The 25,170-nt window shown below is 39.1% G+C and carries 18 protein-coding genes and 1 riboswitch; of the genes, 1 reads left to right on the top strand and 17 read right to left on the bottom strand.

Annotated elements, in window-relative coordinates:
• Positions 1-38: 38 nt before the first annotated feature.
• From BJ095_RS04720 to BJ095_RS04705, 4 genes are all read right to left on the bottom strand, one after another.
• Positions 39-1,319: a UDP-N-acetylglucosamine 1-carboxyvinyltransferase gene (locus BJ095_RS04720; protein WP_107932472.1), complete on the bottom strand. Its 1,281-nt coding sequence runs from the start codon at positions 1,317-1,319 to the stop codon at positions 39-41.
• A 346-nt stretch (positions 1,320-1,665) separates the two neighbouring features.
• Positions 1,666-2,316: a fructose-6-phosphate aldolase gene (fsa, locus tag BJ095_RS04715; protein ID WP_107932470.1), complete on the bottom strand. Its 651-nt coding sequence runs from the start codon at positions 2,314-2,316 to the stop codon at positions 1,666-1,668.
• 409 nt (positions 2,317-2,725) lie between these two features.
• Positions 2,726-3,580 (bottom strand): class II fructose-1,6-bisphosphate aldolase, encoded by an 855-nt coding sequence (fba, locus tag BJ095_RS04710; RefSeq protein WP_107932468.1) that lies wholly within the window; start codon positions 3,578-3,580, stop codon positions 2,726-2,728.
• A 744-nt stretch (positions 3,581-4,324) separates the two neighbouring features.
• On the bottom strand, positions 4,325-4,684 hold the full coding sequence (locus tag BJ095_RS04705) for a response regulator (protein WP_107932466.1): 360 nt from the start codon (positions 4,682-4,684) through the stop codon (positions 4,325-4,327).
• Positions 4,685-4,869: 185 nt separating this feature from the next.
• On the opposite strand from BJ095_RS04705, the gene BJ095_RS04700 reads away from it, so the two are divergent.
• Positions 4,870-5,403: a DUF2529 family protein gene (locus tag BJ095_RS04700; RefSeq protein ID WP_107932464.1), complete on the top strand. Its 534-nt coding sequence runs from the start codon at positions 4,870-4,872 to the stop codon at positions 5,401-5,403.
• Between the two features lie 163 nt (positions 5,404-5,566).
• On the opposite strand, the gene BJ095_RS04695 is transcribed toward BJ095_RS04700, so the two are convergent.
• The 13 genes from BJ095_RS04695 to BJ095_RS04635 all read right to left on the bottom strand — a co-directional run bounded on the left by BJ095_RS04695 (position 5,567) and on the right by BJ095_RS04635 (position 25,155).
• A complete protein-coding gene (locus BJ095_RS04695; protein ID WP_107932462.1) occupies positions 5,567-7,165 on the bottom strand; it encodes a CTP synthase in 1,599 nt (532 codons plus the stop codon).
• Between the two features lie 582 nt (positions 7,166-7,747).
• Positions 7,748-8,332 carry a DNA-directed RNA polymerase subunit delta gene (rpoE, locus tag BJ095_RS04690; RefSeq protein ID WP_181417964.1) on the bottom strand — a complete coding sequence of 195 codons (585 nt, stop codon included), beginning with the start codon at positions 8,330-8,332 and terminating at the stop codon, positions 7,748-7,750.
• Between the two features lie 772 nt (positions 8,333-9,104).
• Positions 9,105-12,380, bottom strand: coding sequence for a fused isobutyryl-CoA mutase/GTPase IcmF (gene icmF, locus BJ095_RS04685; protein ID WP_107932458.1), 3,276 nt, complete (start codon positions 12,378-12,380; stop codon positions 9,105-9,107).
• A gap of 151 nt (positions 12,381-12,531) precedes the next feature.
• Positions 12,532-13,173, bottom strand: coding sequence for a TetR/AcrR family transcriptional regulator (locus BJ095_RS04680; RefSeq protein WP_107932456.1), 642 nt, complete (start codon positions 13,171-13,173; stop codon positions 12,532-12,534).
• A gap of 3 nt (positions 13,174-13,176) precedes the next feature.
• On the bottom strand, positions 13,177-14,316 hold the full coding sequence (locus tag BJ095_RS04675) for an acyl-CoA dehydrogenase (protein ID WP_107932454.1): 1,140 nt from the start codon (positions 14,314-14,316) through the stop codon (positions 13,177-13,179).
• A gap of 162 nt (positions 14,317-14,478) precedes the next feature.
• Complete coding sequence (locus BJ095_RS04670; protein ID WP_107932452.1) at positions 14,479-15,606, bottom strand: acyl-CoA dehydrogenase; 1,128 nt, start codon at positions 15,604-15,606, stop codon at positions 14,479-14,481.
• A gap of 12 nt (positions 15,607-15,618) precedes the next feature.
• Complete coding sequence (locus BJ095_RS04665; RefSeq protein ID WP_107932450.1) at positions 15,619-16,473, bottom strand: 3-hydroxybutyryl-CoA dehydrogenase; 855 nt, start codon at positions 16,471-16,473, stop codon at positions 15,619-15,621.
• A 61-nt stretch (positions 16,474-16,534) separates the two neighbouring features.
• Complete coding sequence (locus BJ095_RS04660; protein ID WP_107932448.1) at positions 16,535-17,728, bottom strand: acetyl-CoA C-acetyltransferase; 1,194 nt, start codon at positions 17,726-17,728, stop codon at positions 16,535-16,537.
• A 312-nt stretch (positions 17,729-18,040) separates the two neighbouring features.
• The gene (locus tag BJ095_RS04655; protein ID WP_107932742.1) at positions 18,041-20,185 is read right to left on the bottom strand and encodes a (Fe-S)-binding protein; all 2,145 of its coding nucleotides are present in this window, start codon (positions 20,183-20,185) and stop codon (positions 18,041-18,043) included.
• Positions 20,186-20,488: 303 nt separating this feature from the next.
• Positions 20,489-21,049 carry a cob(I)yrinic acid a,c-diamide adenosyltransferase gene (locus BJ095_RS04650; RefSeq protein WP_107932446.1) on the bottom strand — a complete coding sequence of 187 codons (561 nt, stop codon included), beginning with the start codon at positions 21,047-21,049 and terminating at the stop codon, positions 20,489-20,491.
• A 2-nt stretch (positions 21,050-21,051) separates the two neighbouring features.
• Positions 21,052-22,512: an adenosylcobinamide amidohydrolase gene (locus BJ095_RS04645; protein ID WP_107932444.1), complete on the bottom strand. Its 1,461-nt coding sequence runs from the start codon at positions 22,510-22,512 to the stop codon at positions 21,052-21,054.
• A gap of 4 nt (positions 22,513-22,516) precedes the next feature.
• Complete coding sequence (locus tag BJ095_RS04640; RefSeq protein WP_107932740.1) at positions 22,517-23,500, bottom strand: FecCD family ABC transporter permease; 984 nt, start codon at positions 23,498-23,500, stop codon at positions 22,517-22,519.
• A gap of 189 nt (positions 23,501-23,689) precedes the next feature.
• Positions 23,690-23,884, bottom strand: a riboswitch (cobalamin riboswitch).
• A gap of 80 nt (positions 23,885-23,964) precedes the next feature.
• The gene (locus BJ095_RS04635; RefSeq protein ID WP_181417963.1) at positions 23,965-25,155 is read right to left on the bottom strand and encodes an acyl-CoA dehydrogenase family protein; all 1,191 of its coding nucleotides are present in this window, start codon (positions 25,153-25,155) and stop codon (positions 23,965-23,967) included.
• Positions 25,156-25,170 lie beyond the last annotated feature (15 nt).

Raw genomic sequence — 25,170 nt, 5'->3', positions numbered from 1 at the left:
ATATTTTGTTAATTCATTACGGATGAATTCTATTTATATTATTTTGCTCGTTTAATTGCGCTTGTTGTTATTGTTTCTCGACGTATATCTGCACCAATTTCACAAAGCTTTTCTATTAGTGAGCTATATCCACGTTCAATATGATGGATATCCTGGATTTCAGTCTCGCCTTCAGCGATTAAGCCTGCCAGAACAAGTGCAGCTCCTGCACGTAAATCTGTAGCTGTCACTGTAGAACCATGAAGCTTCGATGGCCCTTGAATGATTGCTGAATTCCCTTCAACTCTTGCGATTGCATTCATACGACGTAATTCATCGATATGTTTAAAACGCGCTGAATAGATTGTATCTGTTACCTTAGATGCCCCGTTTGCTTGAGTCATTAACACTGAAAGGGGTTGCTGTACATCCGTTGGAAAACCAGGATAAACAAGCGTTTTCACATCACATGCTTGAAGAATGTCTGAACGATGAATATACATACTTTCTTCGCCTTCTTCAATTTTCACGCCCATTTCACGCAGCTTTGCCGTTACGGCTTCAAGGTGGAAAGGAATAACATTATCTACCGTTACCCCATCTCCAATCGCTGCAGCCATAATCATAAATGTTGCTGCTTCGATGCGGTCAGGAATAATTGTATGATTTGTTCCATGTAATTCATCTACGCCATCAATACGAATAACACTCGTACCTGCCCCTTTGATATTAGCCCCCATATTTGTTAAGAGAGTTGCAACATCAATGATTTCAGGCTCTTTTGCAGCATTTTCGATAATTGTACGCCCTTTTGCACGGACTGCCGCTAGCATAATGTTAATTGTGGCACCAACACTTGCTACATCCAAATAGATTTTGGCACCGATTAACTCATCAGCACGAAGATAAATCGCACCATGCTCATTTGTAACTTTTGCACCGAGTGCTTCAAAGCCTTTTATATGCTGATCAATTGGGCGAGGACCTAAGAAGCATCCACCTGGCAATCCGATCACTGCTTTTTTGAAACGACCTAGCATTGCCCCCATTAAATAATAGGAAGCACGAAGCTTTTTCACATTACCATTTGGTAAAGGAATTGCCTGCATTTCAGTTGGGTCAATAACCATCTGTCCATCTTTAAAAGTAACTTCGCCACCAATTTCTTCTAACAATGCTTTTAGCGTCCAAGCATCAGAAATTTCAGGTATACCGCCAATAGTGACTGAAGAATTAGCTAAGATAGATGCAGGGATTAATGCAACAGCACTATTTTTTGCTCCACTGACTTTTACTGTTCCTCTTAGACGATTTCCGCCATTAATTTTATAAACATCCATATCCGTTCTCCCTTATGATTGGAAAGTTTCACTTATGATAGTCTAACTTGTTTGCTAATCGTTCACTTTCTATCAAATACACCTTTAACACAGTAAACTGAGTAAGGAATTTATATTTGCAGCAGTCGGCAATTTTGGGCCTTCTGCTGCTTCACGATACTTTTGCTACAATGAAATTTTTTAGTATTATTGTTTATTATTTACCAATTTCACAATTTAAAGCTTAAATTTATAAACAATTCTAAATTTTTTCTATTCTCTATAGTATTTCAGTTTTTTATTATGTTGATTGTTAGGGCTTGGTTACTTAGGTAATTGACTAAATTATTCTGCCTAGACGTTGAAATTACTTGCTTTGTCGTTTTTCCCAGTCTGCTAAAAATCCTTCGATTCCTTTATCTGTTAAAGGATGGTGGAATAATTGCTTTAACACTTTAAATGGTGTCGTTGCAATATCCGCTCCAGCTAGAGCTACCTCTGTAATATGTTGTGGATGACGGATTGAAGCAGCAATAATTTCTGTTTCGATTCCGTGGATTGCAAACAAATCAGAAATTGTTGCGATTAAGTCCACTCCGCTTTGTCCAATATCATCTAAACGTCCTACAAATGGTGATACATATGTTGCACCAGCACGAGCTGCCATAAGAGCTTGATTTGCACTAAAAATTAACGTTACATTAGTTTTAATGCCTTTTTCAGAAAAGAATTTACATGCTTTAAGTCCTTCTGGCGTCATTGGTAGCTTAACTGTAATATTTGGTGCAATTGCTGCAAGCTCTAAGCCTTCCTTAATCATTCCTTCAGCATCAAGTGAAATAACCTCGCCACTAACAGAACCATTTACTAGCTCTGAGATTTCACGTAAACGCTCATGAAACGAAACATTTGCTTCTTTTGCTACTAATGATGGATTTGTTGTAACGCCTGATAAAATCCCCCAAGCATGTGCTTCTTTAATTTCCTCAAAGTTTGCTGTATCGATAAAAAATTTCATTATATTTTCCTCCAAATAATTCAAATTTGTGTCTATAAAAAACTAAGAGAAGGCCGATTGAAAACAATCAAACACTTCTCCTGCAAATCAATATTATATCAAATATGCCTTGGCTGGCTGTTTATGTTGTATGTGGATGCTCCGTATTTTAGATTATCCCTTTTGATTGGACGCGTAATAAGCAGTTAGGTTTCAGTCCTACTTCAATGCTTAACGTCTCCAAATACTAGCCAAGACTTTATCTCCACGATGAATCAAGTACATTTCACCCTTGAAATGAAGACAAAATAGAAAAGCAGTTCATCTTATTATTTACATGAGTAGTTTACATTTTCTAAGTAAAATAAACAATTCTGCTTCCTTACAATTAGTTGTGTTGGCTAATACAATCTTCTTGGCTCATTAAAAATTAAGCTTTTTGTGAGCTGCCGAATACACGCATTTTGCCGATAACTGTTTCTTTAATAGCATCACGAGCTGGTCCTAAATATTTACGTGGATCGTAAACAGTTTTGTTTGACTCGAAGATTTCACGAATTACATTTGTTGCTGCGATTTGATTTTCAGTATTTACGTTGATTTTAGCAGTACCCAATGAAACAGCACGCTTGATTTGCTCGTCTGGAATACCAGTACCGCCATGAAGTACTAATGGCATATTAGTTTCTTCACCAATTTGTTTCATTTCATCAAAGCCTAATTTTGGTTCACCTTTGTAAGGACCGTGAACAGAGCCTAATGCAGGTGCTAGGCAATCAATGTTTGTAGCCTCAACAAGCGCCTTACATTCAGCAGGATCAGCGTACATAATACCACCAATAACGCCATCCTCTTCGCCACCAACTGTCCCTAGCTCTGCCTCAACAGAAACTCCTTTGGCATGAGCATACTCAACAACCTCATTTGTAATTCTCACATTTTCATCAAATGAGTGATGTGAAGCATCAATCATTACAGAAGTAAAACCAGCATCTACCGCTTCCTTACATTTATCAAAACTTGAACCATGATCCAAATGAATTGCAACAGGTACAGTAATTTTATAACTTTCCATTAATCCTTTAACCATGTGCACAACAGCAATGAAACCACCCATATATTTCCCCGCACCTTCAGAAACGCCAAGGATTACAGGAGACTGCTCTTCTTGTGCAGCAAGTAAAATCGCTTGAGTAAATTCAAGGTTATTAATATTAAATTGCCCTACAGCATAACCCTCATTTTTCGCTTTAATCAACATTTCTTTCATAGATACTAATGGCATATACGAAAATCCTCCTCGGACAGCTAAGTAAATTAATAAGATAATTATTCCAGGTTTAATCATAGCAAAAACCATCCCGTCTCTCAAGTTCTAAGAGACGGGATGGTTTTCTGCGCCGAAAGCTTGCGACAGGCGCAAAATCTCTAAACTTTTCGCTAAGCATCCTTCCAAAGCACCTGAGCTCGCGAAAGGTGCAAAATCCCTTACAGAAGTCGTTTCTTTTCCGTCTCTCAAGTTCTAAGAGACGGGATGGTTTTCTGCGCCGAAAGCTTACGACATGCGCACAATCTCTAAACTTCTTCGCTAAGCATCCTTCCAAAGCACCTGAGCTTGCGATAGGTGCTAGCTCTTTAAACTAATTCAGTGAGCATATCCTTCTGCACCTTGAGCTCGCGAAAGATAAATCCCTTATAAAACTAAATCCCTTACAGAAGTCGTTTCTTTTCCGTCTCTCAAGTTCTAAGAGACGGTATGGTTTTCTGCGCCGAAAGCTTACGACAGGAGCGAAAATCTCTAAACTATTTCGTTAACCATCCTATTATCGACCTGAGCCTGCGATAGGTGCATCCCTCAAACTCATCCAGTGAGCATACCCTTCCGCACCTTGAAAGGTGCAAAAATCTCTAAACTTTTTCGCGAAGCATCCTTCTATCTCACCTATGCTTGCGATAGGTGCTCCGGTCTCTAATCTCAACAAGGAATGGCTTTTTACTATTAAATAATTTTCACGCTAAGAAAAAACAATTAATCGTTCAATAAGGCATTCACTTCGTCTCTTACATCCAATATATTAAATGGTTTTCTAAAATACTTTGTCATGCCCCACTGCGTTGCTTCAGTAAGAATCTCTTCTTCTTCAAAGGCAGTCATCATAAACACTGGCATTTGATGTTTTTTCTCACGTATTCTCTTTAGAATTTCTATTCCGTTCATGCCAGGGATTTTCATGTCTAACATGACACAGTTTATCTCTTCATTATCAACAATATTAAGCGCTTCCACTCCATTTGAGGCTTGATAAACCTTATACCCTTCTCTTGAGAATACTTCATTTAATAAAAGGCGAATTCCTTTTTGATCATCTACGATTAATATTTTTTTCACAGCAACTTCCCCTTAACGTGATATAATTTTAGATGTAATATTATTCCATGAATTCCATTCCCTACATTAGCCTCTTTTAAACATACTTTTCGATTATTTTTGTAAAAAATCCTTTAATCCTTCACAAAATCTTCATGTTTTATTTTTTCTCAATAAAAATTTATAATACATGTAGAGGTGAAATTATGTCTAAGATACTTTCTACTCAAATGAGTGGATTATTTCAAAGAATTATACAAAGTGAAGAAGAAGCAATTGAAGAAACTTCACGTTTATTGGCCCAAGCAAGTATTGGCCAAGGAAAAATCTATTTTGCTTGTTTTGGTGAGTTACAAGCAATTGAACTGAATGCATTACATGGAGCCGAACCATTTACTAACCTGAAAAGCTGGTCTCCCTCAATTTCTTTAACTGAATCAGATCGAGTTTGCATCTTTACAGCAAATAGTGAAAACCCTGAAGCTTTAAGTCTAGCAAAGGAATTATATGATAGCTTTATTCCATTTTCTGTAGTCTCAAGTGAACCAAAAAGTGATTCAAATGAATTAAGTGAACTTGCCTATACGTATGTATCCATGAAAGTGCGAGGTGGAATCTTGCCGCACCCGACTAGATTGGGTGAACGTGTCGTAATTCCCTATCTCATGGCTGGGCTTTTTGTTTATGAAGCGATCAAATTAAATTATGACGAAATGATTTCTGATGACGACGAATTATAATTTTTTCTTAACCTCTTTTCCACTATGAAAAGAGGTTATACTATACTTAAATATTATAATACTAAATTTATATAAAAATACTAGATTTGTAATATTTTTCTTACATAATTATTTAAAAAAGACTTCTTTCTATAAATAAGTAATAGAAAGAAGTCTTTTAATATTAACGGTTATTGAATGCTGCACCAACAAATTCACGGAATAGTGGTTGTGGACGTTGAGGACGAGAGATTAGCTCTGGGTGGAATTGACATGCCACAAAGAATTTTTTCTCTGGTAATTCAATGATCTCCACTAGCTTGTTATCAGGGCTTGTCCCTGAGAATACAAGACCTTCAGCTTCCATTGCTTCACGGAACTCATTGTTGAACTCATAACGGTGGCGATGACGTTCATAAACTAACTCATCATCATAAGCTTGTGCTGCACGTGAGCCTTCAACTAGCTTACATGGATATAAACCTAAGCGTAATGTTCCACCTAAATCCACCTCATCACTTTGGTCTGGTAAGAAGTCGATAATTGGATAAGCTGTTTCTTTATTTAGCTCAGTAGAATGTGCACCCTCTAAACCAAGTACATGACGAGCAAATTCAATTGTAGCTAATTGCATTCCTAAACAAATTCCTAGGAATGGGATATCATTTTCACGTGCAAATTTGATAGCAGAGATTTTCCCTTCAATTCCACGGTCACCGAATCCACCAGGCACTAAAATTCCATCTGCATCTTTTAATAATTCATGAACGTTTTCTGCATTTACATGCTCCGCGTTAATCCAGTCCACTTCAATATCAGAATCATATACATATCCAGCATGCTTTAATGCTTCTACGACAGAAATGTAAGCATCTTGAAGCTCTACATACTTACCAACTAAAGCAATACGCGTTTTTTGTGAAAGATTTTTCACTTTCGTTACAAGCTCTTTCCAATCCGCCATATCAGCTTCAGGTGCTTCGATACCAAAATGTTCAAGAACGATATCATCGAAATCTTGAGCATGCAGGTTTAATGGAATATCATATAACGTTTCTGCATCGCGAGATTCAATAATATCACGTGGTTTTACGTCACAGAATAAAGCTAGCTTGTCTTTCATTTCATCCGATACAGCTTGTTCTGTACGAACGACAATTATATTTGGTTGAATCCCTAGTGAACGCAATTCTTTTACAGAGTGCTGAGTTGGCTTCGTTTTTAACTCACCAGCTGCTGCAATGTAAGGAATTAATGTACAGTGAACATACATTACATTGTGGTGACCTAGGTCAGTTTTCATTTGACGGATTGCTTCAAGGAATGGAAGAGATTCAATATCCCCTACTGTTCCACCCACTTCAGTAATTACGATATCCGCGCTTGTTTCACGACCTGCACGCTGAATACGATCTTTTATTTCATTTGTAACATGAGGAATTACTTGAACAGTTTTACCGTTGTAGTCGCCACGACGTTCTTTCGCAAGCACCGATTGATATACACGGCCAGAAGTAACTGTCGAGTGTTTACCTAAATTAATATCGATGAAACGTTCATAGTGACCTAAGTCTAAGTCAGCTTCAGCACCATCGTCTGTTACGAAAACCTCACCGTGCTGATATGGACTCATTGTACCTGGATCAATATTTAAATATGGGTCAAATTTTTGGATTGTAACCTGTAACCCACGATTTTTTAATAGACGTCCTAATGATGATGCTACGATCCCTTTACCAAGTGAAGAAACTACCCCACCTGTTACAAAAATATACTTCGTCATTGCTAATTCCTCCTCATACTACTATTGCTATTTATTAGAAAACTCGGCTAATCGAAAAGGTCTACAGCGATTAGACATAGTTGCACTTATGCGAATAAGAAAGTTTCATACTTTCTTAACCGCTAAATAAGAAAGCTTGAACACTCTAAATTAATCTTTACATAATCATTCATTCCCAATTTCTCAATTTCAAGTCTAGAATTTGAAACTTTGAATAGGTTTCCTCAATGATTTGTCTAAAGGCTGTTTAAAGTTTTCAAACTAAATATGGAGAGTTTTTCGTATTTACTACAGACCTAGAAAAAACAAAAAAACGCTCCTCCTGCATGATTGCAGAGGGAGCGTGATTGGTTCACGGTCATTCTCCATCTTGAATGGAGCCCAAGTAAAAGATTATATGGAACACCAAAAGAAGTCAAGTGCTTTAATAAAGATAAGTATTTTTCGAATAATTTAAGCAAATGGATGATTGTTCTATGGTCAAGCTTATATATCCACCTTTAGCTCTCACACCCATCAAACAAAAAAGCGCAGATAGTGGCAATTTTTCTGCCCTATCTACGCTTTCTAGGAAGCACTATATTATTTTTCTAGCTCTTCGTCTAAATCTTCTTCTTCTTCTTCTTCTTCAGCTTCTTCTTCGTCATCAATGATGAAGCCGTCTTCTTCTTCGATTAGATCGTCATCAATGTCAGCGTCTACTTCATCAATGCTGTCGATTTCTTCTGCAACGAAGTCTAAATCTTCTTCTTCCTCTTCGTCTTCTTCAACCTCTTCATCAACAAACTCTTCGAAATCTTCTTCAAATACTAAGTCGTCCTCATCAACGATTAAATCTTCCTCATCGTCTGCAGACGCTTTAGATTTACGTTTGCGCGCTTTAACAGTTGGCGCTGTTTCTTCTTCGATTGTTTCAACTTTGTACCATTCACGTAGTCCCCAGCCATTTTCATGGTTTAAAAGGAAACGTCCATCGATATTCATATCTGTATAAAATTGTACTAGTCTATCTTGAATTTCAGCATCAGACATACCATTTAAATTTTGAATTTCTTTTAATAAGTCTTGGAATGCAAGTGGTGATTTTCTCTCTTCTAAAATTGCATAGGCTAAGTCAATTAACGATTCTTCTGCTAATTGTTCTTTTGTCATTTCACGAATATCCAAATCGTGCACGTCCTTTCTATTAGTACAATTAAGTAGCACTATTTTGTTCAAAACACATTTGTAGTAAGCGATAGACTTTTCTCTATCACTATTTCAATTGTTGTAGTTATCTACATTAGAAAACTTTGCTTTTTCACTAAAGCTATTGAAGCTCTAACGACACTGTTACGGATAAAATGGTAATATCCCCTTTTTGTGAACAAAGATAATACATATCTTAAACATAATATCCATTATATACAAAGTGCTATACACTATGCTAGTTTCATTTACTCTTTTTTATTTTATATATTTCTTTAATTCCTAAATAAAATAAAAAAACTGATAATATCAATAGTGGAACGGATCCTAATTGCTTATCATACAAGAAGAAGGTGCCAATCAGACACGCCAAAATGATTATGTAATGTAAGTACTGTTTCAGCAATCGTAATCCTTCCCTTCTGTCCCATCTATTATAGCTAATTTCAAAAAAATAGTACTACTTTTCTCACCCATAATTAGCACTATTTTTTCCCTAAATTAACTAATTAATAAAATTATCTCATATTTAATGGTCGGATACCTCCTAAATGTAACCACTTTTTTCACATTTTTATTCAAATTAGAGACCAATAACTGATTTCTTGAAAGGAAGGAAATTAAAGACGCATTTATGTATGAATATTAAACGCTTTAATGAAACGCCCTCTACAATAGCCTTTCCCTTACACATCCCATTAAATAAACACGCCTACTTTTGATATCTCTACCAAAAGCAAGCGCGTTTAGCTTACATATTTCTTCTGTATTGCCCGCCAACCTCGTATAAAGCTTTTGTGATTTGGCCAAGGCTTGCTACTCGGACTGTCTCCATTAGCTGCTCGAAAATATTGTCTCCCGAAAGAGCTACTTCCTTCAGCTTATTTAAGGAAGCCTCACAGTCAGTTTGATGGCTTGTTTGGAATGCTTGTAAATTATGAATCTGCAGTTCCTTTTCTTCTTTTGAAGCACGAGCAATCTGCATGCTATTAATGCTGTCGGCTGTAGGTGGATTTGGGTTTAAATAGGTATTCACTCCGATGATTGGCAGCTCGCCTGAATGCTTAAGGTGCTCATAATACATCGATTCTTCTTGAATTTTCCCGCGTTGATATTGTGTTTCCATCGCACCTAGAACTCCCCCACGATCATTCATACGCTCAAATTCCTCAAGGACAGCATTTTCAACCAAATCCGTTAACTCCTCCACGATAAACGCGCCTTGCAAAGGGTTTTCATTTTTTGATAAACCATGCTCTTTTGTAATAATCATCTGAATCGCCATCGCACGTCGAACAGATTCTTCTGTAGGTGTTGTAATCGCCTCATCATAAGCATTTGTATGAAGAGAGTTACAATTATCCTGAAGAGCCATTAACGCCTGTAACGTAGTACGAATATCGTTAAAATCAATTTCCTGTGCATGTAATGAACGGCCCGAAGTTTGTACATGGTACTTCAGCTTTTGTGAGCGTTCATTTGCATTGTATTTATCACGCATAACAATGGACCAAATTCTGCGAGCCACTCGGCCAATTACTGTATACTCAGGATCTAGCCCGTTCGAGAAGAAGAATGATAGATTCGGTGCAAAATCATCGATATTCATGCCTCTACTTAAATAATATTCAACATAGGTAAAGCCGTTAGCTAAAGTAAAGGCTAGCTGTGAAATTGGATTGGCTCCAGCTTCTGCAATATGATAGCCCGAAATTGAAACTGAATAATAGTTGCGTACCTTGTGATCAATGAAATAGGCCTGTATATCACCCATCATACGAAGAGCAAATTCTGTTGAAAAGATGCATGTGTTTTGCCCCTGATCTTCCTTCAAAATATCCGCCTGCACTGTACCGCGAACAACCTGCAATGTTTTTTCACGCACCTCTGTAAATTCTTCCACAGTAAGCTGTCGACCTAGCTCTTCTTCTGTCTTTCTCACCTGCTGATCGATAGCTGTATTCATAAACATCGCTAAAATAATCGGTGCTGGACCATTGATTGTCATGGAAACCGATGTGGAAGGTGCGCATAAATCAAAGCCAGCGTATAGCTTTTTCATATCCTCCAAGGTACATACGCTTACGCCCGACTCTCCGACCTTACCATATATATCAGGACGATAATCTGGGTCTTCACCATATAAAGTAACCGAATCAAACGCTGTAGAAAGGCGCTTTGCATCATCATCCTTCGATAAATAATGGAATCGTTTATTAGTACGTTCTGGTGTTCCCTCTCCAGCAAATTGACGTTTTGGATCCTCGCCCTCTCGTTTAAATGGGAATACTCCAGCAGTATAAGGGAAATAACCAGGAACATTCTCAGCGTAAACCCAACGTAAAATCTCCCCATAATCCTTAAATTTTGGTAAGGCAACCTTTGGAATTTTAGTCCCTGATAAGGATGTCGTTTTTAATAGTGTACGGATTTCTTTATCCCGAACCTTAGTGACAAATTCATCGCCTGCATAGGATTCCTTGAGCTTCTCCCAGTTTGCAAGAATTCGTTTCGATTCTGCAGTTAATTCAGCTTGCACACCCTCCACCAAAGACTCAAGCGATTTGACTAATGCATCGACTGGTGATTTTTCGAGTAATTGATGAATTGTTCCTTCCAGTTGATAAAGCTTTCTTGCCAAATCAACCTGCTGTGCAGAAGTTTTATGGTAGTTGCGAACCGTATCGGCAATCTCTCTTAAATAATAGCGGCGATTATTAGGAATAATTACATCTTGTTTTTGAGTTTTCACAAATAACTCGTAGGATGTTTTCCAGTCAAAGCTAAACTTTTCATTGATTTTCGTTACAAGAGCGGCAAATAGAGAGTTCGTTCCTTTATCGTTGAATTGACTGGCAATCGTGCCGTAGACTGGCATTTTATCTAACTCTTCGGTCCATAGCTCATGAGAACGCTGGTATTGCTTCTGAACCTGACGAAGTGCATCCTCAGAGCCCTTGCGTTCAAACTTATTGATGACGATTAAATCAGCATAATCGATCATATCAATTTTCTCTAATTGTGTTGGTGCACCAAACTCGCTCGTCATTACATACATCGAAAGATCCGTATATTTTGTAATTTCAGCATCACCTTGCCCAATCCCGCTTGTTTCAACAATAATAAGATCAAAACCGGCAGCCTTTACAATATCAAGCACATCTCCAATAGATGCAGATAGCTCTGTTCTTGAGCCACGCGTAGCTAGACTGCGCATATAAACACGGTTATCGAAAATGGCGTTCATGCGAATTCGGTCTCCAAGAAGAGCTCCTCCCGTTTTTTGCTTTGTAGGATCGACAGAGATAATGGCAATTTTCTTCTCTGGAAATTCGCGTAAAAAGCGGCGAATTAATTCATCAGTTAGCGAAGATTTCCCTGCTCCACCTGTCCCCGTAATCCCTAATACTGGAGTATTCTTAGATTTTTTCCTCGCTTCTTCAACAAGGTGAACCGTTTGCCCATCTCCACCTAATTCTGCGGATGTAATCAAGTTTGCAAGTAATTCCGGTCGATCTGTTGAAAGCTTATCTAGCAGCACTATATTATTCCCTTTCAAGGTTGAAAAGTCTGCTTCCTCGATTTGTTTATTAATCATCCCTTGCAAGCCAAGCTTCATTCCATCCTCTGGAGAGAAGATACCAGCAATGCCATATTCGTGAAGCTCCTCGATTTCCTTCGGTAGAATGACTCCACCGCCGCCACCATAGATTTTGATATGCGGCGCACCTTTTTCGTGCAATAAATCATGCATATATTTAAAGTATTCCATATGCCCACCCTGATAAGAGGAAATGGCAACTGCCTGTGCATCCTCTTGAATAGCAGCATTGACTACCTCTTCAACTGAACGGTTATGTCCAAGGTGAATTACTTCTACACCACTTGCCTGTAATATACGGCGCATAATGTTAACCGAAACATCATGACCGTCAAATAAACTCGATGCCGTTACAAAACGTACATGGTGCTTCGGACGATAGACACCCTTTTTATCTGTATCGTTAGCTTGTTTTATATTTACCATATTTAGTACCCCTTTCAAGAACGTGATTACTTTTTAAAAGCGTGATTTGCGAAGCTTCCATCCCCATTTCGCCTTCGCATACACTTTATGCCTATAAAAAAAACCGCTTCTTTGCAACGTACATACGTATGCTTTTGGCGGTGTTTGAGCTTCATGATTCTTCAAAATGTAAAATTCCAGATAAGCACATCTTTGTTTGGGCAGCTGTATAGTCCTTAATGGTAAAGTGCTTATGTAAGGCCCATTTTCGAAATGCCCAAGCTTGCCCTTGTACAACGATATGATTTGCTGCTAAAAAAACCTCCTTGTCTGATACCTTCAATTGCCCCGATTGTACACAGGCTTTCAGGATTTTTTCAAAAAGTGCAACCATCTCTAATTCCTTCTTTAAAACATAGCTTTGCGCATCCTTTGGCAAGGTCTTCGTTTCTTGATACATAATGGTAAATTCATCTACCATACTATCGATCAACAAAAAGTATTGTTTTATCGCTTCTGTCAACTCTTCAATAGTTCCAGAGCTTGTAGAAATATGAGATAATCGCTGAATCACTTGATGATAAATATTGTCGCAGACTAAATAAAGGACATCCTCCTTTGTACGAATGTATTCATACAAAGTTCCGATGCTAAATCCGGCAGCTTTGGCAATTTCTCTTGTTGTGGCACGATGAAATCCTTTTTCTTTAAATAATTTCAACGCTCCATCAACGATTTGTTTTCTTCGAATTTCAATGAGACCCTCATCCTTAACAGATGATTTAACTAAGATTTTCTCATTTTGTTCTGTCATTGATTATTTTGTCAGCATACGAGAGATAACTAGTCGTTGAATCTCTTGTGTACCTTCATAAATTTGAGTAATTTTCGCATCACGCATATAGCGCTCTACTGGGTAATCTTTTGTATAGCCATAGCCACCAAATACTTGTACTGCCTCTGTTGTAACAGACATTGCAGTATCTCCTGCCATAAGCTTCGCCATTGCTGACATTTTCCCATAAGGCAAATTATTCGATTCTAGCCAAGCTGCATTATAAGTTAATAGTCTTGAAGCTTCGATAGACGTTGCCATGTCTGCAAGCTTAAAGGATACTCCTTGGTTTGCAGAGATTGGTTTTCCAAATTGAACACGCTCTTTTGCATAAACTGTTGCTGCATCTAAGGCCCCTTGTGCAATCCCAACCGCTTGAGCCGCAATTCCATTTCTTCCTCCATCTAAAGTTTGCATGGCAATGATAAAGCCCTCTCCTTCATTTCCAAGAAGGTTTTCCTTCGGGACACGACAGTTGTCAAAGATGATTTCCGTTGTTGGTGATGAACGAATCCCCATTTTCTTTTCTTTTTTCCCTACGCCAAACCCTAGGAAGCTAGATTCTACGATAAATGCACTAGTGCCTTTATGCTTTGAATCAGGATCTGTTACGGCAAACACTACATAAGTGTCAGCAATCCCACCGTTTGTAATGAAGATCTTCGAGCCATTTAATACATACTCGTCACCATCAAGCTTCGCATTTGTTTTCATGCCGCCCGCGTCACTTCCAGAACCAGCCTCCGTTAAACAGTAAGCACCGATTTTTTTCCCCTCTGCCATAGGTCGAAGGTATTTTTGTTTTTGCTCTTCATTACCGAACTTGTAAATCGGCCAGCCTGCTAAAGACGTATGTGCAGATAGCGTAACCCCTGTAGACGCACAAACTCGCGACAGTTCCTCAACTGCAATCGCATAGGCCAAGAAATCGAAACCAGCGCCACCATACTCTTCAGGCCAAGGAATTCCCGTTAACCCAAGCTCCGCCATCTTATTCCAGATTTCAATATCAAAACGCTCCTCCTCATCACGCTCTGCCGCAGAAGGTGCCACCTCATTCAACGCAAACTCCCGAATCATCTCACGTAACTGCTCATGCTCCTCTGACAACTGAAAATTCATCTTCCATTCCCCCATTAATTGTTTTGGATCAGAATTGTTTATGTACCAGGTACATAAACAATTCTGGTTTAATTCTGAATATTTTGTGTGCCAGGTACGCGAACAACTTCATAACAACTCCGAATATTCTAAATTATTCATGTACCTGGCACCCATTCAATTTTAGTGTTTGCTGATTACGATTTTTTGGATTTCGCTTGTGCCTTCGTAGATTTCGGTTACTTTGGCGTCGCGGAAGTATCGTTCTACTGGATAGTCCTCGGTGTAGCCGTAGCCGCCAAAGACCTGGATTGCTTCTGTTGTAACCTGTACTGCTGTTTTAGAAGCGAACAGCTTTGCCATTGATGCTTCTTTTGTACATTTCAATCCTAGTGACTGATAATTTGCTGCTCTATAAACTAGTAATTTCGCTGATTCTACCGCTGTTGCCATATCTGCTAATTTGAAACCGATCCCTTGGTTTGCAGCAATTGGCTTTCCAAACTGAACTCGCTCTTTCGCATAGTTTGTTGCTGCCTCCAATGCCGCTTCAGCAATTCCTAAGCTTTGTGAGGCAATACCGATTCGACCGATATTCAAGTTGGCCATGGCGATTTTAAAGCCCTCGTTTTCATTGCCTAATAGGTTTTCTGCAGGTACTTTCATATTTTCAAAGGTTAGCTGCACCGTTCGAGAGCCATGGAGCCCCATTTTCTTCTCATCTTTTCCAACGATGAACCCTGGTGTATCCTTTTCTACTATGAAAGCAGAGATGCCGCGGGACCCTCGTGTTGGATTTGTTGAGGCAAACACAATATATACATCTGCCTCACCGCCATTTGTGATAAAGACCTTCGAGCCATTCAACACATAGTAGTCATCCTGTTTTACGGCTTTCGTTTTTAAAGCACCTGCATCAGATCCCGCTTCTGGCTCTGTTAAGCAGAACGCTCCTAAATACTCTCCGCTCGCTAATTTCGGCACATATTTTTTCTTTTGTTCTTCTGTTCCAAAATATAGAATTGGATTTGTTCCAACCGAAGTATGCACGGAAAGAATCACTCCAACCACTGCACTTACTTTAGATAGCTCGTTGATGGCTAAAATATAGGAGGTAAAGTCCATTCCTGCCCCGCCATACTCTTCAGGAACTGTAATGCCCATCAGACCAAGCTCTCCCATTTTTTTCAGGATGTCATGAGGGAATTCTCCCTGCTCCATTTTGTCGATGAATGGAGTAATTTCACTTTCCGCAAACTGACGCACCATTTCTCGCATCATCATTTGCTCTTCTGTAAACACTAGATGCATCTGAAACCCTCCTTAGTCTTCGTAAACGTAGAACCCTCGACCTGTTTTTCTTCCAAGCCAGCCTGCAGCCACATATTTACGAAGAAGTGGACATGGTCGATATTTGCTGTCTCCTAATCCATCATGCAGAATTTCCATAATTGATAGACATGTATCTAAGCCGATAAAATCAGCTAGAGTCAATGGTCCCATTGGATGATTCATACCAAGCTTCATAACATCATCAATAGCTTCCTTTGTGGCAACCCCTTCATACAATGCATAGATTGCTTCATTGATCATCGGTAACAAAATTCGATTTGAGATAAATCCTGGAAAATCATTCACCTCAACTGGCGTCTTGGATAATTTACGAGTCATTTCTTCTACTGCCTCGTATACCTCATCAGCAGTTGCCAGACCACGAATAATTTCAACAAGCTTCATTACTGGCACTGGATTCATAAAATGCATCCCAATAACCTGCTCTGGTCGCTGTGTTACAGCAGCAATTTCCGTAATTGGTAAAGATGAAGTATTCGTTGCCAAAATCGCATGCTTTGGTGCAATACCATCCAGCTCTCTAAAAATCGACTGTTTAATCTCCATATTTTCTGTTGCTGCTTCAATCACGATGTCTACATCACAGGCATCCTTCAAATCAAGAGACATGGAGATTCGACTAAGTACAGCCTCTTTTTCTTCTTCAGTTTTTCTTCCTTTTGCTACATCTCTTGCTAGATTTTTTGTTATAACCCCTATGCCTCGTTCGAAAAACTCTTGCTTCATATCATTCAGTTTCACGTCAAGACCAGCCTGTGCACAAACCTGCGCAATCCCTGATCCCATTTGTCCGGCACCAACCACCATTACTTTTTGAATCGTCACTACTCTCTCATCCCCTGTCAATTGTTGAAGTATCTGACTTATTTTCGAAAATGGCACTAAATTATTGTTTAGGTACCTCGATCATAATGGCATCGCCTTGACCACCGCCCGAACAGATCGCTGCGATACCAATGCCACCTCCACGACGTTTTAGCTCGTATGCTAATGTTAAAATGATTCTTGCTCCAGATGCTCCAATTGGATGCCCTAGTGCTACTGCTCCACCATTAACATTGACTTTTTCTGAATCGATTCCTGCAATTTGATTGCTAACTAAAGCCACTGCTGAGAATGCTTCATTAATTTCGATAAGGTCGATTTCTTCTATGGATTTATTTGTCTTCTTTAATAATTCATTGATGACAATTCCAGGTGTCTGTGGAAAATCCTTAGGCTCTACGCCAACCTCTGCATGCCCTAAAACATATGCTAATGGTTTGCGCCCCTCTTCGTTTGCTCTTTCTTCACTCATTAACACCATTGCACAGGCGCCATCATTTACACCTGGGGCATTCCCAGCAGTAATTGTTCCATCCTTATCAAAAGCAGATCTAAGCTTTGATAACGCTTCCATCGAAGTGTTTTTACGAGGCGCTTCATCCTCATGAACTGTCGTGATATCACCTTTACGACCTTTAATTTCAATCGGTGTAATTTCTTCAGCAAATTTCCCATCTTCCATCGCTTTAATGGCTAATTGGTGACTTCTAACTGCCCACTCATCCTGCGTTTCTCTTGCAATTTCGAATGTATTTGCAGTTTCATTCCCGTAAGTTCCCATGTGTACATTATTTGGATGGAAGGCACATGATAGACCATCGTACACCATGCCATCTACTAATTTTGCATCGCCCATTCGAAGACCCCAGCGTCCATTTGGCAAGTAGTAAGGTGCATTGGACATCGATTCCATCCCACCAGCAACAATTACCTCTTCGTCGCCTAAGCGAATTAGCTGATCTGCTAGTGTGACACTACGCATACCTGAGGCACAGACTTTGTTAATCGTTTCAGTTTTTACTGAGTAAGGAATGCCTGCTTTTGTTGCTGCTTGGCGTGAAGGGATCTGCCCTTGCCCAGCCTGGAGTACAGTGCCCATAATGACTTCGTTTACTGTATCCGTCGCTACATTTGCTCTTTCTAAAGCTGCTTTAATAGCATTTCCACCTAAATCACTTGCAGAAAGTGGAGAAAGTCCTCCCCCAAACTTTCCAAATGGTGTTCTTGCTCCTTCTAAAATCACTGTTCTACTCAAATCTACATCCCCTTTGTCTATCGAGTTTTTTTACAGCTGGGCTTTAATATTAATGAAAAACAATCCCCTTGTTCTTAAAACACACTTTACGCCCAACATAATCGAGAAACTCCTACCTGACTGAACGCTCGCTCAATTTATGTTTAATAAAAAAGGGAGCCATTTAGAACTCCCTTTTCGCATTTATCTATATTTTATAAAATATGAAACTAATAATCAATTTTAATTTTTCAGATATCTACATTTTATTCTCTTTTATGATTAAATACCTTAGAAAAATCAACATTTTCATCAAATCATATTAATTTCGAATTAAACTTCAACAGCCTCTTCTTCTACCACTTCAACGATTTTTTCACCGAATACAGAACGTTCTAATAGCTCTGCGATATCATAAGTGCCAACTGATTCCTCAACCTCTTTTGCTTTCGTTCCATCTGAAAGCATTGTTAAGCAGTACGGACAGCCAGAAGAAATAATCGATGCTTCTGTTGCTAATGCCTGTTCTGTTCGCGCCACATTGACACGATTTCCTACGTGCTCCTCCATCCACATTAGACCACCACCAGCTCCACAGCACATTGCCGTTTCACGGTTACGCTCCATTTCAACAAGGTTTACACCCGGGATAGCTTTTAGAATTTCACGCGGTGCATCATATACATCATTGTAACGACCTAAGTAACATGAATCATGGAACACAATCGTTTCATCTACTCGATGATTTAATGTCAGCTTCCCTTCATTAACTAAATCGAATAGTAGCTCAGTATGATGGTATACTTCCCCTTCCCAGCCAAAATCCTTGTACTCATTTTTAAAGATATTGTAGGCATGCGGGTCGATTGTAACAATTTTCGTCACATCATTTTTCACGAATTCGTCGATATTAGCTGTAGCTAACTCTTGGAATAAAAACTCATTTCCTAAACGGCGAGGTGTATCCCCTGAGTTTTTCTCTTTGTTTCCTAATATCGCAAATTTCACGCCAGCTTCGTTCATTAAACGAGCGAAGGATAGAGCGATTTTTTGTGAACGGCTATCGAATGATCCCATTGATCCAACCCAGAATAAATACTCAAAGCCTTCACCAGATTTTTTCGCTTCTTTTACAGTTGGAATCGAAATAGTTGAATCAAGCTCTCGCCAGTTTTCTTTTTCTTTACGGTTAAGACCCCAAGGATTTCCTTGACGCTCGATATTATTCATAGCGCGTTGTGCATCAGAATTTACTTTACCTTCAGTCATTGTTAAGTAACGGCGAAGGTCAATAATTTTATCGACATGCTCGTTCATTACCGGACATTGGTCCTCACAGTTACGGCAAGTTGTACATGCCCAAATTTCTTCTTCTGTGATAACATCCCCAATTAATGATGGGCTATAAATATCTTCAATAACAGCACCCTCAGCTCCAGCCGCCATAGCAAGCTGATTTCCTTGCGTATTATTAAATGCAAATGCTGGTACCCAAGGCTTTTGCTTCGTAGTTACTGCCCCAGTAAATGTTAAGTGATCTCGAAGCTTCACGATTAAGTCCATAGGAGAAAGCATTTTACCTGTTCCTGTTGCTGGACACATATTCGTACAGCGACCACATTCCACACATGCATATAAATCTAGCATTTGCTTTTGAGTAAAGTCAGTAATTTTACCGACGCCAAGTGCTGGCATTTCTGCCTCATCCTCTGCTTCTTCAAGTGCAGCAAAGTCAATAGGGCGTAGTGTCCCGATACGATCTTGGCGGTTTACTACAGCATTGATTGTACCTGTAATTAAGTGGAAATGCTTTCCTTGTGGAATATATACAAGGAAGGCAAGAAGTGCTATTAAATGTGCCCACCACATTACGAAGAATACAACAGCAGCTGCCGTTGGTGACATCCATTGGAAAGCCCAAGCGATGCTAGATGCAACTGGTTCTGCTAAAGTTAAAGCATGTCCGTGCCAAATAAGTGCCATCCCGTTACCGATTAGAGTAGCGAACATTAGAACACTTAAAAACAAATACACTAAACCGTTTTTAAAGCCTCTTTTAAGACGAACAAGCTTTTCCATATAACGGCGGTAAAACGCTACCGCTACAGCAATTAAAATAGTTAATACTACAATTTCCTGGAAGAAGGTAAATACAGGATATAATCCACCAAGCGGTAAATGTGAATCCGGTGCTAGTCCCTTCCAAATTAAATCTATTGCCCCTAATTGAACTAATAAGAATCCGTAGAAGAAGGCAACGTGGACTAAGCCCATTTTTTTATCTTTCAAAAGCTTGGATTGTCCAAATACCTTTTCAGCTAAATCCCCAATACGTTCCTTTAGCTTTAACTCAAACTCTTCTTTTCTACCAAGTTGAATGAACTCATAGCGTGATTTAACTAGATAGAAGAATAGTCCTAATGCGTATAATACAACCGCTGCAAACATCACCCAATTTGCAATTAGTAATCCATTCATGTCTTCTCCCCCTTTTTGCCTTTTCCCCTTTGTCCAAAATAACTTTTCCTGAGTAGCCTTAAAATAATCTATAATATTAGTTAATTCAAAACCTCTCATTTTTATGTCTCTATTGTAAAATATGAATGAGCATTCAGTCAATCTATTGTTCGAAAATTTCTAATAATATATTGATACTTTGTTAAATATACATCTTTTTTCTATGCTATAGTATTATTCTCACTATAATAACAGTGATTAAATAAGCCCTCTAAGCTAATAAAAAAACAATCCCGTTTAAGAAGGATTGTTTTCTCACTCAAATTATTTAAATACATCTCCACTACGAATATACTCAATATCTTTTACATTCGAACGGAAGTTTACAACACGTGCAGCGGCAAAGAAGTAATCCGATAAACGATTTAGATATCTCTGGATAATAGCAGGCGCATCCTCTACTTCATTTAAAAGTGTTACTACTTGTCTTTCTGCTCTACGTGTCACTGTTCTTACAATATGAAGTGTTGCAGCTGCCGGTGTGCCACCAGGTAAGATAAATCTCTTTAAAGGCGGCGCTTCATCAGATAGGGCATCAATTCTTTTTTCCAATACCTCAATAGATGCTTCCTGCAATGTTATTTTTCGTTCCTTCATGACATTTGCTAAATCACCACCACAGTCAAATAGCTCATGCTGAATTGTTTCAAGGTCTTCTAGTAAATCTTTAAAAACTGTTGAATCTAATTCCGTTACGGCCTTGCCAATAAACGAGTTTAGCTCATCGATTGTGCCATAGGCTTCTACACGCAGATCATCCTTATTAACGCGTCCACCTATTAAACTTGTTTTTCCTTTATCCCCTGTTTTTGTGTAAAGCTTCATAATTATCTATCCCCTTTTCGATAAGATTGAACTGCCTCTACGGTTGCTTCGAACACACCTTTACCTATTACCTGACCGACTTCAGTAATCGGACCCCCATATTGCATTAACTCTCCTGCCTGTGTTGAGGCAATCAATAAGCTATCTGTTGGCGTACCTGTCGCAATGGTATTCGAAACTGAATCGTAAACCTCTTCATGCTGCAACGCTTTTGATTTTGCTTCGGTTGCTGTCATCATTGCCTGCACAAAGGCCTCATCCGATAATTTTCCGTTAATAAGCACCCATGTGTTAATGGTACCAACACGAAAGAAATCGTTACGTTTATAGCTTTGGGAGACATCAATGGCATTTCCAACTCCCGCTGTAACTACTACAATTACTTCACCAAATGGCATGCTATAGTTTTTAACTACTGCCTTTTTTGTATCAACAGCAGTCATCATACCAACTGTATTTGTCGGGGAAAAGTCTTTATCAACTAAGTATTGATAATATTCTTCCTTCACATTATCAATATCATAATTGGGGGCTACGGTGCGATTTACAAAATTCGCAAACCAACCCATACCCGCATTATGTACAGCAGATGATAGCACCTTTAAAGGAAAAGGAGATTTAAATTCAACATATTCATTGGTGATGTTTAAATGCTCGACTGTAATTACTTTTTCAAGGGTGTCCTGCAAATCAGGTAAAATCGTCATTTGTGGCTTCGGCTGCTCTGGATGTGCTTGGATTGAAATCCTTGTATCGTAAACAGCCATAACCTTTTCCTCAAGCAAGACCTCATGAGGGGCACCATATGCTCTCACTTTTCCCTTTTCCATTAAAAGTATTTCATCACAGTAGAGTGATGCCAGGTTAATGTCATGGAAAACGGACACAACGGTTAAATCATTTTCAGTTACTTCCTTTCGAATCATATCCAATATTTGCTTTTGATGTGCAATATCCAAATGATTCGTTGGCTCATCAAGCAGCAGTAAACTAGATGCCTGGGCTAAAGCCTGGGCTATAAAAACTCGTTGCTGCTCCCCACCCGATAAAAACTCTAAATAATGATTTTCATATTTCTCAATATCCGTTTGCTGCATCGCCTTTTTTACGGCACTTTCATCTTCAGCTCTCCAGCTTGAAAAGAAGCCTGATTGATGGGGATATCGACCAATGGAAACTGTCTCCCGTACCGTACTTGAAAATGCAGTTGCGTGTAATTGCGGTAAAATCGTCATCTTTTTAGCTAACTCACGTGTTGAGTATTGATCTATCTCCTTGCCATCTATGAAGACATTTCCAAAAGTAGGACTCATTATGCCGCTGATTACCTTCAATAGCGTTGACTTCCCACACCCGTTCGGACCAAGTATGCCTATCATTTTTCCCTTTTCAACTTGAAATGAAATTTCTGATAGAATAGGAGCCGCTCCGTAACCGCCAGAAATATTATGAACCTTTAGCATAGTTTCACCCCCTACTTCTTCGTTGCTTAAAGAAGATATATGAAAAGACTGGCGCGCCGATAAAGGCTGTAATAACACCAATCGGCAGTTCAGATGGTGTGATAATCGTTCGAGAAACAAGATCACAAATTATCAATAGACTTGCTCCATTTAAAAATGACAGCGTTAGTAAATGACGATGATCAGTACCCCAAAGCATACGCGTCATATGTGGAACGACTAATCCTACAAAGCCAATAGTACCTGAAACCGAAACAGCCGCCCCTGTTAGCATCGAACCTCCTGCCAGAATTAAATACTTTCTCAACTTCACATTAACTCCTAAAGCTTGTGCTCGTTCATCACCATACATCATGGCATTTAATTCTCGACGATTTAACCACAATAAAATAACACCAATTACAACAAAAGGTAGAATCATTTGCACATATGGCCATCCACGCATAGACACACTACCCAGTAACCAGCTTGTAATTTCACGGAGCTGTTGGCCTGTAAGTGCAATCATTAATGAAATACAGGATCCTAAAAAGGAGCTGAATATGACCCCTGTTAAAATAAGTGTTTCCATTTTCATAGAACGGTCGATTAGTCTTGCAAAGGATAGGACAAGAATCATTGAAAGAAATGCACCGACCATCCCGAATAACGGCAGAGTGTAAGACCCGAGTACCGGTATTGAAAGACTGAAGAAAATCGTTGCCACTGCTCCAACAGAAGCACCGGAGGAAATACCAAGTGTATATGGATCTGCCAAAGGATTTTTAAGTAATCCTTGAAAGGCTGCCCCTGCAATGGCAAGTGACGACCCGACAAGTCCAGCTAAAATTACACGAGGCATTCGAATACCCCATAATATACTATAAGCACTTGGATTGGTCTCGTTATCCCATAATGTTGAAAGAGGTATATCTGCAGAGCCAATCGAAACCCCAAGCCAAATGCTAACGAATAAAATTAAGATAGATGAACTATAAGCAAATACCATTTTCTTTTTCACAACACGACCCCAACACTATTCTTTACAATATTATATTTTTTAGTAGAAATTGAATTGTATTTCATTGCTTCACCTTTGTTTTCATAAAAATAAAAAGCCTCCCTAGCCAAGTCAAAAGGGAGACTTTTGTAATTAATAGAATTACAATCGCAGTACTCCCCCTATCCTCGTAAGGTTTGAATCGTTATCATAAAGGCAGGTCTCCTGGCTTATGTTCATCATGCTCCCCTCCTTCCCATTACGAGCCTTTCGTAACAGTGGACTTTAGGGGCACTCCCATTTACAGTTGCGGGACAGCGTTGGACTTTCACCAACTTCCCTTTTACTCTTTTTGCAAAGCTTTGCAAAAAGACCTTTACTAGCTATGAAATTATTTCTCTCTATTATACTTTATTTATGGAAAAGAATGTATAAAACTTTTCGAGTATCATTGATCCATTAAACTTGTTTTATTATGCTTTTTCGTTCAGTACCATTTCAGCTAATTTTTTTATCGTTAAATCATCCATTGGTGGATTATGGAGTCCCGCACGCACATCACGGTAATAACGTTGTAGCGGGTTTGAGCGCTGTAGGCTTTTTGCTCCAACTACTCGCATCGCTTTATCGACTACAGTAATGGCAGCATTAGTGACAACATGCTTTGCTACATTTACTGCATTAACAATAACCAAGCCTTCCTGTTCTGTTAGCGTTTTACCCTTTTGTTCTTTCGCTTTCAATTCCACATAGCTTTGTGCAGCACCATATAATGCAAATCGGGCTTGGGCTAATTCCAATTCGATTTCACCAAGCAATGCTTGAACATTCGGTAACGTAGCTATTGTCCCTTGAATGCTGTTCGGTGAATGAGTTTTGGCAAATTGTATTGCATAGTCACGTGCTGCTTGTGCAATTCCTAGGTATGTTGCGGGAATCATGAGCAGCCATCCATTCAATTTGAAGCCTGTCGTATAGTTAGGGACTTCTACCAAATCAGATGCATCCAATTTCACGGCATTCAACACTAAATCATGGCTCCCTGTTCCACGCATTGCAATAACGTCCCAGGTCTCCTCTATAGAAATCCCTGGTGTATCTTTATGTATTAAAAAGAAGCCGATTTTCTCCTCGTCCTCAATCCATGCAGAGGTTAAAAAGTAGTCTAACTCAGGTGAGCCAGTCGTATAGCTTTTTCGCCCATTAATAATCCAGTTGTCCACATCACGTTTTGCCGTCGTGCCAGGGCGCCCTCCACGAATCGGACTGCCAGTTGCCGCTTCACTTACAGCCCTGTTAATAATTGCTCCTTTTTCTACCTCTTTAGCAAAGGCCGCTAGCTTCGCAGGCTCCCAATATTTATTCTCAAATAATTCACCCACCGTTAATACCGTCCAGCCTATTGAAAGCGCTGTGCTTCCATCGTAGCTCGCTAGGGTTTCCTGTAACAAAATAGCATCATAAATAGTAAAACCGTCGCCACCTAATTCTTTCGGTAAGGTAATTTTCGTATACCCGATATCACGTAGCTTTTGAATATGCTCGCGAGGAAAGATTGATTGTTCATCAATTTGTTGGGCATTAACTTTGAATTCTGCTTCTAGGGTTGCTAGCTTTTTTAACCATTTTCGTTGTTCTTCAGTCTTAATAAATAAACCTTTCAAATTCGCCATCTCCTT

This window comes from Ureibacillus chungkukjangi (genome assembly GCF_003217295.1).
GTDB classification, from domain to species: domain Bacteria; phylum Bacillota; class Bacilli; order Bacillales_A; family Planococcaceae; genus Ureibacillus; species Ureibacillus chungkukjangi.
Note: the sequence above shows the minus strand (reverse complement) of the source record. Positions and strands in the feature narration are given on the sequence as shown.

Coding starts and splice junctions, on each gene's coding strand:
- BJ095_RS04640 (WP_107932740.1), bottom strand. CDS start 23,500: ATGGTATTTGCTTATAGTTCATCTATCTTAATTTTATTCGTTAGCATT.
- BJ095_RS04670 (WP_107932452.1), bottom strand. CDS start 15,606: ATGCATCTAGTGTTTACAGAAGAGCAAATGATGATGCGAGAAATGGTG.
- BJ095_RS04720 (WP_107932472.1), bottom strand. CDS start 1,319: ATGGATGTTTATAAAATTAATGGCGGAAATCGTCTAAGAGGAACAGTA.
- BJ095_RS04655 (WP_107932742.1), bottom strand. CDS start 20,185: ATGAATGGATTACTAATTGCAAATTGGGTGATGTTTGCAGCGGTTGTA.
- BJ095_RS04645 (WP_107932444.1), bottom strand. CDS start 22,512: ATGCTAAAGGTTCATAATATTTCTGGCGGTTACGGAGCGGCTCCTATT.
- fsa (WP_107932470.1), bottom strand. CDS start 2,316: ATGAAATTTTTTATCGATACAGCAAACTTTGAGGAAATTAAAGAAGCA.
- BJ095_RS04675 (WP_107932454.1), bottom strand. CDS start 14,316: ATGAATTTTCAGTTGTCAGAGGAGCATGAGCAGTTACGTGAGATGATT.
- fba (WP_107932468.1), bottom strand. CDS start 3,580: ATGCCATTAGTATCTATGAAAGAAATGTTGATTAAAGCGAAAAATGAG.
- BJ095_RS04700 (WP_107932464.1), top strand. CDS start 4,870: ATGTCTAAGATACTTTCTACTCAAATGAGTGGATTATTTCAAAGAATT.
- icmF (WP_107932458.1), bottom strand. CDS start 12,380: ATGGTAAATATAAAACAAGCTAACGATACAGATAAAAAGGGTGTCTAT.
- BJ095_RS04650 (WP_107932446.1), bottom strand. CDS start 21,049: ATGAAGCTTTACACAAAAACAGGGGATAAAGGAAAAACAAGTTTAATA.
- BJ095_RS04680 (WP_107932456.1), bottom strand. CDS start 13,173: ATGACAGAACAAAATGAGAAAATCTTAGTTAAATCATCTGTTAAGGAT.
- BJ095_RS04695 (WP_107932462.1), bottom strand. CDS start 7,165: ATGACGAAGTATATTTTTGTAACAGGTGGGGTAGTTTCTTCACTTGGT.